Origin of the sequence: Acidovorax sp. Root217, assembly GCF_001428645.1 — a bacterium.
Taxonomy (GTDB): Bacteria; Pseudomonadota; Gammaproteobacteria; order Burkholderiales; family Burkholderiaceae_C; genus Acidovorax.
This window is the reverse complement of sequence record NZ_LMIH01000029.1, coordinates 85,606-99,999: the sequence shown is the minus strand read 5'-3', so window position 1 is coordinate 99,999 and position 14,394 is coordinate 85,606. Positions and strand designations below refer to the sequence as shown.

The window sequence follows — 14,394 nt, the reverse complement described above, 5'->3', positions numbered from 1 at the left end:
TGCTGCGGGATGGGGCCGGCCCGTATGCTCGTCGGGTGTTTCCACACAGCCTCGGCCCAAAGCGGCCTTTGCGCAGCTGACCGGAGTGACCGCTTTGCAGCGATTGCTGACATCCAAACCGTGCCATCTGAGGCGTACTATCGGGCAAGAGCTGCCGCTGGCGGTTTGAGAAAGCACTCGCCGAATGTTTGCATTCACTGGCGGCAGCAGGCCCTGAGTTCGCATGACGAGTCAAGCGCCTTAGGCTTCGCTCCATTTGCCATACGGTTTACAGCGTCGCGTATCGCGTTTGGGCGACAGCGCGGCTCATCTATCCGCGAGCTTCAGGGTATCTGGTCACAACTATGCCGAGCACTCTGCGATTAGTCCTCTGAACCAAAAGCTGGGCGGGATGCGAGTCATTGCGTCGATGCCAAATCAGGTCGATACGATTTCAGGCAATGCGATCGAAGGCTGAAAAAACGCCAACCGGCGACCAGCCGGCGCCGGGCATGATCGTCCGCCGTTGTTAGGCTAGCCGCCTTGCGGCCACCGCTTCAGGACGAGCGCGTCTTGCCGATAACCAGAAGGTTACGATGAAAAGCCTCCTCGCTCTGCTGCTGGTCAGCGCCTGCTTCCAGGCGCAGTCCGCCAACCTGCCTCCCTGCGACAAGGCGGTGCGTTTCAGTGCGGCTTGGTTCGCCGACCCGGAAGTGGACAACGCCAAATCGGCAGCCGAACTGACGAAGATCGGCGCGGGCGCCAGCCGCAGCGGTACGCAACTCGGCCACGTCGTTGTCGAGACCAAGCTGGCGGTGATGCCGCAGACCGGTTGCCAGGGCGTCGTCGTGCGGCTGGATTACATCAAACCGGTGCTGCGCGTGGCCAGCGAGATCCCGCCGGGCAGCTGTGCCTATGCGCATGTGATGAAACACGAGCAGACGCATGTGCGCATTCACCGCGACATCGCGCGGCAGTTCCGCGAGCTGGACTATCCCTGGGCCTCGGGCGGCCACAGCGCGGGCATCCTGGTCTACGCGAAACAGGAACTCGACCGCCTGATGCAAGCCCAGGTGATGTTCGACAACCCCGAGGAATACGCCAGCAATTTCAGCGCGTGCGGTGGTGAGATCGCGCGGCTGGTGAAGCCCGCGGCGTCTACCAAGTCGGGGCAGACACCGGGTTGAGGCAACCGCCTTCCGCGAAGGCTGATTGGTCGCGCCTTGGGCTGGACCAGACTGATGCCGACGGTCAGGCTTGCTGCCGCCGAGACCGGAGTGAGCCACCGCGCCGACCTTCGACTGCGCCACTTGTTCGCGCCCATGCCCTGTATTACCCAAGAAGGCGACTCAGCGAAGCTGACCAAACAGATGCTCGTCGTCCGCGACCTGGGAATGTCCACGAGGGCCGATCTGCGTGTCCAGTTCACGCCGAAGAATCGAATTCGCACAGACTGTCCTGCAGTGACCGAAATGCGCAACTGGGGGAGGCGTTCGCAACTGGCGCCAGCGGCTGGCGGTTGAACACGTCTAGAAAAGGTCCTGCTGTGCCGATGTCAAGGTGGCAAAGCTCTCGCCCAGCGGCTGCAAAATGGCGTCTGCAATCGGCTGCAGTTGCTTGGTGAGGTAGTGCCCGTAGTCGATGGGCGAATGGCGCGCTTCCAGCGGTTCCGGCCCGTTGCGGGTCATGACGTAGCGGATCCAGCCGCCGCTCTGGTACTGCTGGGGGCGATTCATGCGGGTGTTGTACTCGTCGGCCATGCGCGCCGCGCGCACCTGCGGGGGCACGTTGGCCACGTAAGCATCCAGGCGGTGGCGCAGGCGCTTGCGGTAGACGAGCAGGTCGTCCTTGTCGCCGGCCAGCGTGGCCTGCGCGTAGTCGGCCACGAACTCGCGGTAGGGCGCGCCCTGGAACACGCGCGAGAGCAGCCCTTCCTGGAACTGCCGGGCCAGGGGCGTCCAGTCGCTGCGGGCCATCTCCAGGCCGCGGTAGACCATCTCCTCCTTGCCCTGGGTGTCCACGCTCAGGCCGGCGTAGCGCTTCTTGCTGCCCACGTCCGACCCGCGGATGGTGGGCATGAAGAACTTCTTGTAGTGCGTGTCGAATTCGATTTCGAGGTGGTTGTCGAGGTTCTGTTCGTCGCGCAGCCTGCTTGTCCACCAGGCGTTGATGTCCTTGACCAGCTCCGCTGCCACGGCGTGCGCCTCGGCGTTGGTGTGGGTGCGCCCGAGCCAGATGAAGATCGAGTCGGTATCGCCGTAGATCGCCTGGTACCCGCGCTTCTCGACGAACTCGCGGGTGAGCTTGACCATCTCATGGCCGCGCAGGGTGATCGCTGAAATCACCTGCGGGTTGAAGAAGCGGCATTCCGACGCCCCCAGCACCCCGGCAAAGGAGTTCATCACCAGCTTGAGCGCCTGGGACAGGGGCTCGTTTTTCGCGCGCTTGGCCTCGTCGCGCGCGCGCCAGAGGGTGGTGACGATCTCGGGCAGGCAGTGCCTGTCGCGCGAGAAGCGCGTGCCCAGCGGGCCCTGGATGAGCGGTGCCGCATCGCTGGCGTGCATGCCTTCCACGTACCCCACCGGGTCGACCAGGAAGGTGCGGATGATCGAGGGGTACAGGCTCTTGTAGTCGAGCACCACCACAGAGTCGTAGAAGCCGGGCTTCGAGTCCATCACGTAGCCGCCGGGCGACGATTGGCCCTCTATCTCGCCCACATTGGGCGCCACATAGCCCAGGCGGTGCATGCGCGGCAGGTAGTGGTGGCTGAACGCGGCGATGGAGCCGCCGAAGTGGTCCATCTGCAGGCCGGTGGTGTGGGCGCGCTCCATCGCAAACTGCAGCAGCCGCGTTTTCTCGAAGATGCGCAGCACCAACTCGCAATCGCGGATGTTGTAGGTGGCCAGCGCGGGCTTGTCGTGCTGGTAGCGCCGCTCGATCTCGGCCATCTTGTCGTACTCGTCGCCGATCTCCTTGCCTTCGCCAAGCAGTTGCTGCGAGACGTTCTCGAGGCTGAACGAAGAAAAGCTCCACACCGCGGCGCGCAGCGCCTCGATGCCGTCGATGACCACGCGGCCGGGCATGGGCGCGAAGAGGTAGCCCTGCTTGCCCGGGTGCGTGCGCCAGGCGATGGGCCGGCGCTCGCGGCCCATCAGCAGCGGCGTGGCGCATTCATCGGCGGTCTTTTGCAGCACGCGCAGGTCGAACTGGATCACGTTCCAGCCGATGAGCACGTCCGGGTCGTTGCGGGCCACCCAGTCGTTGAGGTGGTCGATCATGGCCTTGCGGGTGGGGCAGTAGACAAGCGCAAAGGCTGCGGGCTCCGCAGACTCGGAAGGATGCTCATTGGGCGGCTCGCCCAGCATGTACACCACGCGCTCGGCCATGCCGTCGAGCGCAATGGAGTACAGCGCCTGGTGCTGGCTGGTCTCGATGTCCAGCGACACGACCTTCAGCGCCGGCCGGTAGTCGGGCGCAGGCGCCAGCCTGCAGTCCACGCGGGCGCCGTTCTCGGTGCGCCCGCCCTCCACCAGCACGCCGGCGGTGATGAAGCGCTCCATCAGGTAGCGCTCGTGCGGGCGCACATCGGCTTCGAGAAGGGAGATGCCCAGCTGCTGCAGCGACCTTGCCAGGCGCCCCAGCTGGCGAAAGTGCTTGGCATAGACCCCGATCACGGGCTCGTGCTGAAAGCTCTTGAGGTCGAGCGCCCGCAGCTCGACATCCGGCAGGGCCATGAGCTGGGCGTCCACTGTGCCCTTGTGCCGCGCCTCGACAAAGGCCACCGAGGTTTGGCCGGTCAGCAGCACCTTCAGCGGCCCGGTGTCCGTCGCCAGCCAGTATTCGATTTCGGTGCCCGCAGGTGTGTCCCGCCAGTTGCGCGTGAGGATGAAACCCTTCATTTGGATGGATGGCGCACGGGGAGGCAGACAGGGGGGCAGAGGGGCGGGCAGACTTGGGTGCTGATTCTCGCCGAAGGAGGGGTGAGACGCACCGGCTGCGTCAGCTTGTTCTGGCCGTGGCCGCAGCGTTGCGCTTATCCTGCTGGCTTTGCGAGATCCATTTGCGGGGGAAAACACCATGCGGCTGCTTCAGCGGGGAATCACGGCGCTCATTCTTGGCCTGGCCGCCGTCGCGCCATCGGTTGCCGGTGAGGCCAAGGAAAGCCACAGCGCGCGCCCCGGTCTTTTCTTCGCATGGCTGTCGCCCGATGATGGATCGGTGGTGGTGCAGTTCGACGATCCCGCCTATGTCCGGGCGCTGGCGCGCCACTGCAATGCGGGCGGTGGTGTCTTTTCCACCCAGACCGGCGTGAAGTACCAGTGCAAGATGGAGGTGCCCAAGAACGCTTCGGGGCAGGAGCAATGGGATTCGGCAGAAGCCTCGGTGCAGGGCGAATCGCCCAAGTCGGATACGCGGCAGTTCGGGCTTTTTTCCATGGCGCCTTTGCGCGCCACCAGGTGGGCTACGCGCCGTATCTCTGCACCGGAAGTGGAGGCCATTGCGGCGCTGCTGCGCTCAGATACCAAGCGGTTTGGCGCGGTGCAGCGGCAATTGAAGCTCGCCACGGCATCGGTGGTGAGCCAGCCTGGCAGCCCAACCCTGGCCATCGTCGTTCCCGGGCGGGTGGTGGAGGATCGCGCCGCGTTCTACCATGCGCGCAGGCACCATGTGTTCACCAAGAACGGCAGCGGCGTTTCGTATCTTGGCGAGGTACCCGGCAAACCCGTCAGCTTTGCCGATATCGACCAAGCCACCGACCTGCCAGGGCTGGTGGTCAGCGAGGGCTGCGACGGCTGGTGCATCACCCTCTGGAGCCTGGCCGGCGGGCTGCGGCAGGTGGGGCGGTTCGGGGGGCATTGAAGCCCTCCTACGGATTTGCCTTCAACCGTCTAACTTCGTTGGTCCGCCTTGCCGTGCTACAGCACTGCCTTGTCGCCTTTGGTCCGTAGCCCTTGGCTTCTCAGCTGCTGTAGCGGATGCCGGTATAGAGTTCGGGAGAGACCACTTTCGCATCGTTCGACCAAGGGTCTTCGACCACTGCTTCGCCGTTCCTGACGACTGCCAGCAGTGCCTGGAACGATGGCGAGAATTCGCGTTGTTCGAGCATCGCCTTGATTCGCGCCACGAAGCGCGTGCGGGGGCTGTCTTCGCCTTCTGCTTGCTGGTCGAAATGAAAGATGCGGTACACCGCGATCAGCAGCAGTTCCCGCCATGCCGCTTTGCTAGAAACTTCCTCCCGTGCGCAGAAGTGGTACCAGACCTCCAGCGGCCGCTCGTACTGGAACAGCATGTCGCGGGCGCCGGGCGCCAGGGCTTTTGGCGACGCCAGCCATTTGCTCATGGTCCACAATTGGTCCAGATCGAGAGGTAGGGGCAGCAGAGGAAACTCCTCAAAATCCACCGGGTAGCGGGGCGCTTTGAAGGAATAGGTGTTGCGTGTCACGGGCAAGCGCACGTGGCGCTGGGTGACGTCCTCGGGCCACATCAGATTGAACAGGCGCTCGTTGCTGTCGTCCGTGTGCGCAACGATCACCTTGCAGTCCGCGTAAGGTTCCCGCGCCTGGGCAAGGTGCACCATCGATTGCGGTATCTCCCTTTCCAGTTCGGATTGCTGGAACATGTGGGTGCCGCCCGTAGCGGGCAGAACGAGGCCTATGCGCAAGCACAGTTCGGTGAAACCCATCAACCGGTCGGCTGGCAACGCATGGGGGTTGTCCATGAACATGTCGCGCAAGGGGCGCAGCACCGCATCGTCCTTGCTGGGGTGCAGGTACAGAAAGAGCATCAGGTCCAGATGCCGTGTCGTGGAACTCCGGTTCCAGTCGTGCAGCTTCTCCCATTCAGGCAGCGTGCCCTTGAGAAAGTACCTCTTGATGATGGCCCTGGCCTTCTTGTTCTTGTCCAGCAGGTACAGCAGCGGCTCTATCTCCAGCCATTGGAGAGTGCGTTCTGCCATCCATGCCTTGTCGGTGGTTTTCCAGTGGCTCGCATCAAAGCCGTCAAAATATCCCAAGTCGTTCTCCCTTGTTTTTTTGATCATGCAACATGGCTGGTGTGCTGCGGATCATAGGCAGGGTTCGCGCTGGATCGCTGGACAAACTGTCCAGTCGGATGCCCCCATGTGTTGATCCACGGCGCGCGCGTGGCGCGCTTTCGGAGGAGTTTATGGATCTGATGAAGTTGATGCGCAGCCTGGAGGAGTTTGTCTTCGAGGCGATCGCGCTGCTGTTCTTCTACCCCCGAACGCTGCTGCGGATTGTCTTCAAGCCCCTGCAGGCCATGGAGTACGCCGAGCAGGAAGAGGCCTCGGACAAGCCCCTGGCCTACGATGACGCGGTGAGCCCGCCCTTGCTGCTGTTGATCACACTGCTGCTTACCAACGGGGTGGCGATGGCTTTGCACGTTGCACAGGCGTCGGACGCTCCGCCTCTGGCCAAGGAACTCCTGGACTCGCCGCAGAACCTGCTTCTTTTTCGCAGCCTGCTTTTCAGCCTTGTCCCGCTGACGGCCGCGGTGCTGCTGTTGCGAAGGCGAAGGCAGGCAGCATCCCGCACGACGTTGCGGCCGCCCTTCTTCGCACAGTGTTACCTGACATCGCCGTTCGCGCTGGTCGTTTCGCTGGGCCTCATCGCGACGCAAATGCCTGGGCGGGGCTTTGGCATGGCGGGAGGGGTTGCGTGCGCGATGGCATTCGTATGGATGGTAGGCATTCAGGCCGCGTGGTTCAGGGCCAAGTTGGGCGTTGGACGCCTGGCCGCGCTGGGAATGGGTCTTGGGCTGTTGGTGTGGGCATGCGCCTGGGTGCTCGTCGCTGCAGTGTTGGTTGCGATTTTTTGACCGCCTGGCTGCAGGAGAGCGCATGCGCATTCAACCCCGTTGGTGGATCGGTCTGGGCGTGTACTTTGCCTATATGGGCTGGGTTTTCGCTGCATGGACTTACCTGGGCATCGACTATGCAGCGCTGGGTTCGCAGGCGAACCTGCTGCGGGGCGTCATCGTGCCACTGGGCATTGCGGCCATCGTGCTGTGCGCCTTCAATGGGCTGGCAGGGTGGTGGCCTCAGGCGACCCGCGAACCACCGCTGCGCCAGCCGGTATTCCTGGCCGCAGTGCTGGTGCCCATGCTCGGGTTCATCGGCATGAACCTGTACAGCACGGCCTGGGCGGCAATCGGCATGGAACACGTGCTGGTGCTGGCCGCCGCCATGCTGCTGGTGGGCTTCTGCGAAGAAATGGTCCACCGCGGCATTCTGCTGGTGGGCCTGCGCCACTCGCTGCGGTCCGAGGCGTGGGTGTGGTTCTGGTCGAGCGCGCTGTTTGGCCTGCTGCACGCCACCAACGCCTTCTTCGGCCTGGGCGCGGCGGCCCTGGTGCAGGTCGTTCTGGCCTTTTGCGCGGGCACGGGGCTGTACCTCGTGCGCCGGCTCACCGGCAGCCTGTGGGTGGCGATGGCTTTGCACGCCCTGTGGGATTTTTCGAGCATTGCCCAGGGTCTGGGGAAGGGCCCCCAGAGCCTTGGCGCGCTCGTCTTTCTGGGTGGCACCTATGTGGCTTCGATCGCCGTGGTGGTGCTTGTGCTTCGCCGTGGAGCGGGAGCTGAAGCCAGCGTGAAACCCTGATTCGGGATACCGGCAGGGGCCACCCTCAGGAAGCAGCAATGCCAGCCCTGGGCGGGGATGGCGCTACTGCGGCACCAGCCCCGCAGCCTTCACCAACTCTGCATGGACCTTGATCTCTTGCGTGATCGCGTCCTTGAGCTGCTGGCTGGTGCCGGGTGCCACTTCCATCCCGCTGGCGGCCAGCTTGGCCTTGATGTCGGCATCGGCCAGCGCGGCGTGCGCGGCGCGCTGCAGCCGGTCGATGATGGGCTGGGGCGTCTTGGCGGGGGCGAGCAGGCCGACCCAGGCCGAGAGGTTCATCTCGGGCGCGCCAGCTTCCGCCATGGTGGGGGTCTGCGGCAGGGTGGCCGTGCGCTGCGCAGCCATCAGGCCGAGGGCATGCAGCTTGCCGGACTGGATGTGCGGCAGGGCCTCGGGCAGCACGGCAAACAGCATGTCCACCGTGCCGGCCAGGGCGTCGTTAATGGCCGGGGCCCCGCCCTTGTAGGGCACGTGCAGCAGGTCGGTCTTGGTGCGGGTGGTGAACATCAGCCCCGCCAGGTGCTGCGGGCTGCCATCGCCTGAGGAGGCGTAGGTCAGCTTGCCCGGCGCGGCCTTGGCGGCGGCCAGCACGGCGGCCACGGTAGGAAACTTCTGCTTGTCCTTGACCACCAGCACCATGGGCTGGTTCACGAACTTGGTGATGGGCACGAAGTCGGCCTCGGGGTCGTAGGGCAGGGTCTTGAAGATGCTCTTGTTGGTGGTGAGGAACGAGGCGGGCGAGACCATCAGCGTGTAGCCATCGGGCGCGGCGCGCGATACCAGCGGCGTGCCGATCTGCCCCGACGCACCGGCCTTGTTGTCGACCACGAAGGGCTGGCCGAGCTCGGCCGCCATCTTCTGCGTGACCACGCGGGCAATCATGTCGGCGCTGCCGCCGGCGGGCAGGGCCACGATGACCTTGATGGGGCGGTCGGGGTAGACGGCGCCTTGGGCGAAGGCGGTGGTGGCGGCGGCTGGCGCGAGCAGGGCGCAGGCGAGGGTGGACATCAGGCTTCGGCGTTGCATGGTGCTGGGTTCCTCAGAAAATAGGGCGAATGAAATGGGCGTGTGCGATGCGCATCTTCATGCAAGTCCTGTACCAGCGCACCTTGTCTGGCTGGGGCGCGGCGCCCCGCCACTCGGGCTTGCAGGCCGCTCGGCGCCGTCCCGTCGATCGGGGGGCCGCCAGATCAGCCTGCCTGCGCTGGTGTTGCGGATGCCGGTACCAGGCGATCAAGTACGGCCCTGGCGCTGGCGAAATCGAGGTTCGCCATGTGGCGTTGCAGGGCGGCCAGGTGGTCGCCCCCCAATTGCGCGCTGAGCGCGAGTTCGAGCCTGTGGGCGCAATCGAGCGCATCGAGGTCGTGGGTGTCCAATAGGTGCTGGAGCTGCATGATTTGCTCCCAGGCGCCTGGTGCCAGCGGCACGGCATTTGCGCCGGGGGCTGCAGGGCCGGGCGCCGTGCAGCCATCGCGGTCCGAGTGCCACTGCCCCGCGATTTCCTGCATCTGCGCCGCCAGCAGAGTGATGCCTTCCGTGTGGCCGTTGCGTGCCGAGGCCTCCGCCTGCGAGGCCAGGGCGTGCATCTGTTCGGCCCCCACGGTGCCGGCCATGCCCTTGATGTCGTGCAGCAGTGCGGCCAGTTCCGGCGCGGCAGGTGGCCGTGCCTCTGTGCCGTGCGCCGGTGTCGCTGTATCCAGCAGCCTGCCCACCGCGCCCAGCGTTTCCGAAATCCGGCGCAGCATCTGCCACAGCAAGGGGGCTGAGCCCTGGAGCCGCGAGAACGACTGCTGGGCGGATACGCCCTCGACGCTCGGCCAGCCGACGGGCGCCTCGGCAGCCGGGGGTGGCGTGTGCGGGCCGGCCAGACCTTCATGGCCCGGCAGGTGGCGGCGAATGGTCCTGACCAGCATCGGCGGATCGAATGGCTTGCCGATGATCGCGTTCATCCCCGCGACCAGGGCCTCTTCTCGCTCTGCGGAGGAGACCCCCGCCGTCAGGCCGATGACGGGCAGCTGCGCCAGGCCCAGGGTGGTGCGTATCTGGCGGGTGGCATCCAGGCCGTCGAGCACCGGCATGTGCACATCCATCAGCACCGCGTGAAAGCGCTGCGGTTGCAGCGCCAGCAGGTCGAGCGCGGCCTGGCCATGCCGGGCCACGCTGACCTGCGCGCCCTCGCTGGTCAGGATGCGGGCCGCTACCTCCTGGTTCAGCTCGTTGTCGTCCACTACCAGCAGCGAGACCCCGCGCAGCCCCTGCCCCTCGGCAAGCGGTGCGTCGGGTTCGGTAGCTGGCTGGCTGCCTGTCGACCGATAAAGGGGCAGTGCCACCAGGAACTGGCTGCCCTGGCCGATTTCGCTGCGCAGCTCGATGTGTCCGTCCATCAGGTCCACCAACTGCTTGACGATGGACAGGCCCAGCCCGGTGCCCCCAAAGCGGCGGGTGGTGGACGTGTCCGCCTGCACGAAGGGCGCGAACAGCCGCTGCCGGGATTCCTCTGAGATCCCGATGCCGGTATCGCTGACCAGGAAGCGGACCTCCGTGCTGTCGCCAGCCCGTTCCTGAAAGCGCACTGTGAGCCGCACTTCCCCCCGGTCGGTGAACTTCACCGCATTGCTCAACAGGTTGATCAGCACCTGGCGCAGCCGCGTACTGTCACCTTCCAGCGCGAAGGCTGGCGGCGCCTGGACGTCCATCACATAGGCGATGCCCTTGGCCTGCGCCTGCAGCTCCACCAGCGCAGACACCTCGCGCACCATCTGGTCGATATCCAGGGGGAGCCTTTCCAGGGTCACCTCGCCGGCCTCGATCTTGGACAGGTCGAGCACGTCGTTGATGACGGCCAGCAAGGCCTTGCCCGCCACCTGCAGCTGCCGCAGCATGCCTTGCTGTTCGCCGTCGAGCGCGGTGCGCGCCAGCAGGTAGGACAGCCCGATCACCGCGTTCATCGGTGTGCGGATCTCGTGGCTCATGTTGGCCAGAAAGCGGCTTTTGGCGTCGCTGGCTTCTCGAGCTTGCTGCATCGCAATGCGCAGCGATTTTTCCTGTTCAAGGCGCGTGCTCACGTCATGGGCAATACCCAGGTAGCCGATGAACGAGCCGGCGGCATCGGCCATGCGCGTCACCGCCAGCGACACGGGCAACCGGGCCCCGTCGGCACGTGCCAGGCGCCATTGGCGCAAGGGGTCCTGGCTGGCGGTATGGATCAGGGCCATGCGCACCTCGGGGGGCAGGCCATCCATCGAGGTCTGTTCCTGCATCTGCGTCGGTACTGGCCGGCCGTCCAGCGCCTGGTCCCCGGCCTCGACGAAGTCCGAGGCATTCCTGCGCCCGATGACCTGCGCCGCCGGCACGCCCAGCAGCAGTTCGGCACCGCGGTTGAACACGGTCACCACACCCTCCTCGTCCGTGGCCACGATGGCGACCTGCGTGGACGCCTCCAGCACCGTGCGCAGCAGGGTCAGCGTGCTTTGCAGCTGCATTTCGGTGCGCTTGCGGTCCGTGATGTCGGTGCGGATGGACACGTATTTTTCCACCCGCCCCTGGGCATCGAGGAACGGCGCCACGACGCTGTCCACCCAGTACAGCGCGCCGCTTTTGGAGCGGTTGCACACCTCGGCCCGCCAACTGCTCCCGGTGCTGATGGTGCGCCACATGTCCACCCAGAACTGCGCGCCGTGCGTGCCCGAGTTGACGATGCGGTGGTTCTGCCCGATCAGTTCGTCCCGTTCGAACCCGGAGATGCGGCAAAACGCATCGTTGACATCGATGATGCGGCCGATGCGGTCGGCCACCGAGACGATGGTGTGCTTGTTCAGCGTTTCCAGCAGCGCTGCGTTGTCCCGCTGGGCTGCCGCCAGTTGCAGGCGGCTTTCGTTGAGCTCCGTCACGTCGTGCACGAAGGCGTAGAAGCCCTTGACCTGCCCATCGGCAATATCCGGCAGGTAGTGCACCAGGGAGTGGCGCTGCGGCGTGTCCCCCCTGCCATGGCCGGTCTGCTCGAACATGCGTGCCTCGCCCCGCAGCGCTGCCTGCACATGGGGGGCGGACACTTCGTACATGCCGTCGCCGATCAGGTCGCGCAGGTGCATGCCCGGCACTAAGGCGGGGTCCATGTGGAACCAATCGCCGTAGGCCCGATTGGCCACCCGGTTGCGCTGGTCCGTGCCCCAGTAGCCGATCTGCGAGGGCATGGCATCCAGCACGGTCTGCAGGGCGTGCCGTGCGGACTCCAGGTCGCTGGTGCGCTGGCGTACCTGGTCTTCCAGCGTGGTGTTCAGTTCAATGACCCGCAGCGCGGCGGCCCGCACTTCGCGCACGTCGCGCAGGGTCTTGGCCAGGCCGACGATGCGGCCATGGCTGTCCTCGATGGGGCTGGCAGAAACCGAGACATCGATCAGCGTGCCGTCGCGGTGGCGCCGCGATGTCTCGTACGCCTTGACCCGCTGGCCCTTGGCCACCATGGCCAGCATGGACTCGTCCTCTCCCTCGCGCCCCGCCGGCACCAGCAGCTCCTGCGCGGTGTGGCCCAGCACCGCGTCGGCCTCGTACCCGAACAGGCGCCTGGCCCCGTCGTTCCAGTCGGTGATGACCCCTTGCAGGGTCTGCACGATGATGGCGTCGTCCGAGCCCTGCACGATCGCCGCCCGCCGGGCCTGCTCCAAGCAGCTGGCTGCGTGAGCGGTGCACCAGGTGCAGCACGGCGATGGCCAGCGCCGCCGCCGCCAGGCCCAGCAGCACCGCCATGATCGCCTCGCGCCAAGCCGGCGCAAGGCCGAGCGATGCGATGAAGGCAGGGGTGGGCTGCAGGTCCACTTCCCACTCGCGGCCAAACAGGGGCAGGGTGGTGCGCCCGCCAGGTGCCGGCCCTGCCAGCGTGTCGGAAGGGCTGCCGTAGAGCCAGTGGTCCTGCGGTGCCTGCCGGTCGCGGATGCGCAGCACGAAGTGCCCCGACTCCACATCCAGGCCGCGCAGCACCTCGTCCATCTGCAGCGGGGCATACACCCAGCCGCGCAGCGCCTGTTCCCGGTTGGCGGGGGTATCGGTGGCACCGCCAAAGCGGTAGACCGGCAGCATCAGCAGCAGGCCGCTGGAGGGGGTGCCTGCATCCTGGATCAAGGTGATCGGTCCGCTCAGGGTGGCCTGCCCGGTGCGCATGGCCGTCAATGCCGTGGCCCGGCGCGAAGGCTCCGATGCGATGTCCAGGCCCACGACCCGGTTGTTGCGGTCCAGGGGCTCGATGTACTGGATGATGTAGCGTTCGCCGCCATGCGGCTCGAACTGGCGCACCCTGAAGTCGATCCAGTCTTCCGCGAGCACCTTGCGCACGAAGGCCGCTTCCTCGTGCGCCGCAACCCTGTGGATGTAGCCAAAGCCCCGGGCACCCGGGAACTCCAGCGCGAAGTCACGGGTCAGGCTGTAGCGGGCGAAGGCGTTGTGGTCCAGATCGTCTCCCGCCGCTGCCACCGCCCCCCGGGTGCCGCGCAAGCCGTATTCGTACTGGCGCAAGCGCACGGCGATCTCCTCCAGCACCCGGCTCTTGAGCCGGTCGAAGCGCTGCTCCGTGGTCGCCTGGTTTTGCCGCAACTGGCGGTCATAGGCCACCACGGCTGCGACCAGGGTCAGGCACACCACCAGGAGTGCCAGCAGCACCGACTGTTGCGCCACGCTGGTGGCGTTCTGGCCGGTGCGCTGCGGGCCCGATGCCATGCGGTCAGCCCTGGGGGCCCAAGGCGCGCCAGCAGTCCCGCCCAGCGTTCTTGGCCGCGTAAAGGGCCTTGTCGGCGCGGCTGACCAGCCCCCACAGATCCCCGTCAGCGATGGGCACTGGCTGAGCCTGCGCCGCGTGCGTGGCCACCCCAACGCTCACCGTCACATGGTCTGCGTGCAGCGATCCGGAGTGCGGCAGGCCCAGCACGCGCACGGCCTGCAGCGTGCGCTCGGCCACCTCCTGGGCGCCTGCCGCATCGGTGTTCGGCAGCAGGATGGCGAACTCTTCGCCGCCCAGGCGCCCCACGCGGTCTGCGGGGCGCTGGGCCACGGACACCAGGGCCAGCGCCAGGGCCTTCAGGCAGCTGTCGCCGGCGGGGTGGCCATAGTGGTCGTTGTAGCGCTTGAAATGGTCGACGTCGACCATCAGCAGGGACAGGGGCGCAGCCGTGCGCGCGCAACGCTGCCATTCGCGCTGCAGCAGGTCATCGAAATGGCGGCGGTTGCTGACCCCGGTCAATCCGTCGGTCGTGGCCAGGTTGCGCAGTTCGTCCGTCAGGGTCTTGATGCGCAACTGGGTGCGCACGCGCGCGAGCAGCAATGCCGCGTTCACGGGCTTGGTGATGAAATCGACCGCCCCGGCCTCCAGGCCCCTGACCTCGGCTTGCGTCTCGCCGTGGCCGGTGACGAAAAAATCACGGGGACATCGGCGAGCCGTGCGTCCGCCTTCATCGCGGCGCACACCTCGTAGCCGCTCATGCCGGGCATCTCGGCATCCAGCAGCACCAAGTCCGGCGCGCTGCCTGCCATCTGATCGAGCGCTTCGCGGCCCCGCATGGCAAACCGCAGTTGGGCTGCTCCCTTGAGCATGCCTGCCATGACCTGGATCATGGCGGGGTTGTCATCAACAATCAGGATGCTGGGATTCATGCACTGCTTATTCTGGATTTCGTTGGCGGTGGCGGCAAGTGCAATTTGCGCAATGCCTGCCCCTGCACTGTGGGGGGGCGGCGCGCAGGCAAAAAAGACCGCGCATGGTAGTGAAAGGCTCTGACGTGGCCCTGACG

General features: G+C 66.0%; 10 protein-coding genes and 1 pseudogene. 4 read left to right on the top strand and 7 right to left on the bottom strand.

The features are described 5' to 3' along the window. Positions 1-575 precede the first annotated feature (575 nt). On the top strand, positions 576-1,166 hold the full coding sequence (locus ASE31_RS25100) for a hypothetical protein (RefSeq protein ID WP_057204780.1): 591 nt from the start codon (positions 576-578) through the stop codon (positions 1,164-1,166). A 342-nt stretch (positions 1,167-1,508) separates the two neighbouring features. Here the strand turns inward: ASE31_RS25100 and ASE31_RS25095 are convergent, their stop codons facing one another. Further along, positions 1,509-3,878 carry a DNA polymerase II gene (locus ASE31_RS25095; RefSeq protein ID WP_082604364.1) on the bottom strand — a complete coding sequence of 790 codons (2,370 nt, stop codon included), beginning with the start codon at positions 3,876-3,878 and terminating at the stop codon, positions 1,509-1,511. A gap of 178 nt (positions 3,879-4,056) precedes the next feature. On the opposite strand from ASE31_RS25095, the gene ASE31_RS25090 reads away from it, so the two are divergent. After that, positions 4,057-4,839 (top strand): FAD-dependent oxidoreductase, encoded by a 783-nt coding sequence (locus tag ASE31_RS25090; RefSeq protein WP_057204778.1) that lies wholly within the window; start codon positions 4,057-4,059, stop codon positions 4,837-4,839. A 100-nt stretch (positions 4,840-4,939) separates the two neighbouring features. Here ASE31_RS25090 and ASE31_RS25085 read toward each other — a convergent pair whose 3' ends face one another. Next, positions 4,940-6,019 carry a hypothetical protein gene (locus ASE31_RS25085; protein ID WP_157412655.1) on the bottom strand — a complete coding sequence of 360 codons (1,080 nt, stop codon included), beginning with the start codon at positions 6,017-6,019 and terminating at the stop codon, positions 4,940-4,942. 125 nt (positions 6,020-6,144) lie between these two features. On the opposite strand from ASE31_RS25085, the gene ASE31_RS25080 reads away from it, so the two are divergent. Beyond that, positions 6,145-6,816 (top strand): hypothetical protein, encoded by a 672-nt coding sequence (locus ASE31_RS25080; RefSeq protein ID WP_057204774.1) that lies wholly within the window; start codon positions 6,145-6,147, stop codon positions 6,814-6,816. Positions 6,817-6,838: 22 nt separating this feature from the next. After that, complete coding sequence (locus ASE31_RS25075; RefSeq protein WP_057204772.1) at positions 6,839-7,597, top strand: CPBP family intramembrane glutamic endopeptidase; 759 nt, start codon at positions 6,839-6,841, stop codon at positions 7,595-7,597. Between the two features lie 63 nt (positions 7,598-7,660). Here the strand turns inward: ASE31_RS25075 and ASE31_RS25070 are convergent, their stop codons facing one another. The 5 genes and pseudogenes from ASE31_RS25070 to ASE31_RS32820 form a co-directional block, all read right to left on the bottom strand. Next, positions 7,661-8,644, bottom strand: a complete 984-nt coding sequence (locus tag ASE31_RS25070) for a tripartite tricarboxylate transporter substrate binding protein (RefSeq protein ID WP_057204770.1) — start codon at positions 8,642-8,644, stop codon at positions 7,661-7,663. A 164-nt stretch (positions 8,645-8,808) separates the two neighbouring features. Continuing rightward, positions 8,809-12,255: a PAS domain S-box protein gene (locus ASE31_RS25065; RefSeq protein WP_162261438.1), complete on the bottom strand. Its 3,447-nt coding sequence runs from the start codon at positions 12,253-12,255 to the stop codon at positions 8,809-8,811. Between the two features lie 268 nt (positions 12,256-12,523). Further along, a pseudogene (locus tag ASE31_RS32825) lies at positions 12,524-13,327 on the bottom strand (CHASE domain-containing protein); the annotation flags it as partial. A 4-nt stretch (positions 13,328-13,331) separates the two neighbouring features. Next, positions 13,332-13,940 (bottom strand): GGDEF domain-containing protein, encoded by a 609-nt coding sequence (locus ASE31_RS25060; protein ID WP_235514763.1) that lies wholly within the window; start codon positions 13,938-13,940, stop codon positions 13,332-13,334. Continuing rightward, positions 13,937-14,257 (bottom strand): response regulator, encoded by a 321-nt coding sequence (locus ASE31_RS32820; RefSeq protein WP_235514762.1) that lies wholly within the window; start codon positions 14,255-14,257, stop codon positions 13,937-13,939. The genes ASE31_RS25060 and ASE31_RS32820 overlap by 4 nt, the downstream gene beginning before the upstream one ends. Positions 14,258-14,394 lie beyond the last annotated feature (137 nt).

Bases quoted from the DNA above. Each gene is read 5' to 3' on its own strand.
- ASE31_RS25100 (WP_057204780.1), top strand. From the start codon at position 576: ATGAAAAGCCTCCTCGCTCTGCTGCTGGTCAGCGCCTGCTTCCAGGCG.
- ASE31_RS25095 (WP_082604364.1), bottom strand. From the start codon at position 3,878: ATGAAGGGTTTCATCCTCACGCGCAACTGGCGGGACACACCTGCGGGC.
- ASE31_RS25090 (WP_057204778.1), top strand. From the start codon at position 4,057: ATGCGGCTGCTTCAGCGGGGAATCACGGCGCTCATTCTTGGCCTGGCC.
- ASE31_RS25085 (WP_157412655.1), bottom strand. From the start codon at position 6,019: ATGATCAAAAAAACAAGGGAGAACGACTTGGGATATTTTGACGGCTTT.
- ASE31_RS25080 (WP_057204774.1), top strand. From the start codon at position 6,145: ATGGATCTGATGAAGTTGATGCGCAGCCTGGAGGAGTTTGTCTTCGAG.
- ASE31_RS25075 (WP_057204772.1), top strand. From the start codon at position 6,839: ATGCGCATTCAACCCCGTTGGTGGATCGGTCTGGGCGTGTACTTTGCC.
- ASE31_RS25070 (WP_057204770.1), bottom strand. From the start codon at position 8,644: ATGCAACGCCGAAGCCTGATGTCCACCCTCGCCTGCGCCCTGCTCGCG.
- ASE31_RS32820 (WP_235514762.1), bottom strand. From the start codon at position 14,257: ATGAATCCCAGCATCCTGATTGTTGATGACAACCCCGCCATGATCCAG.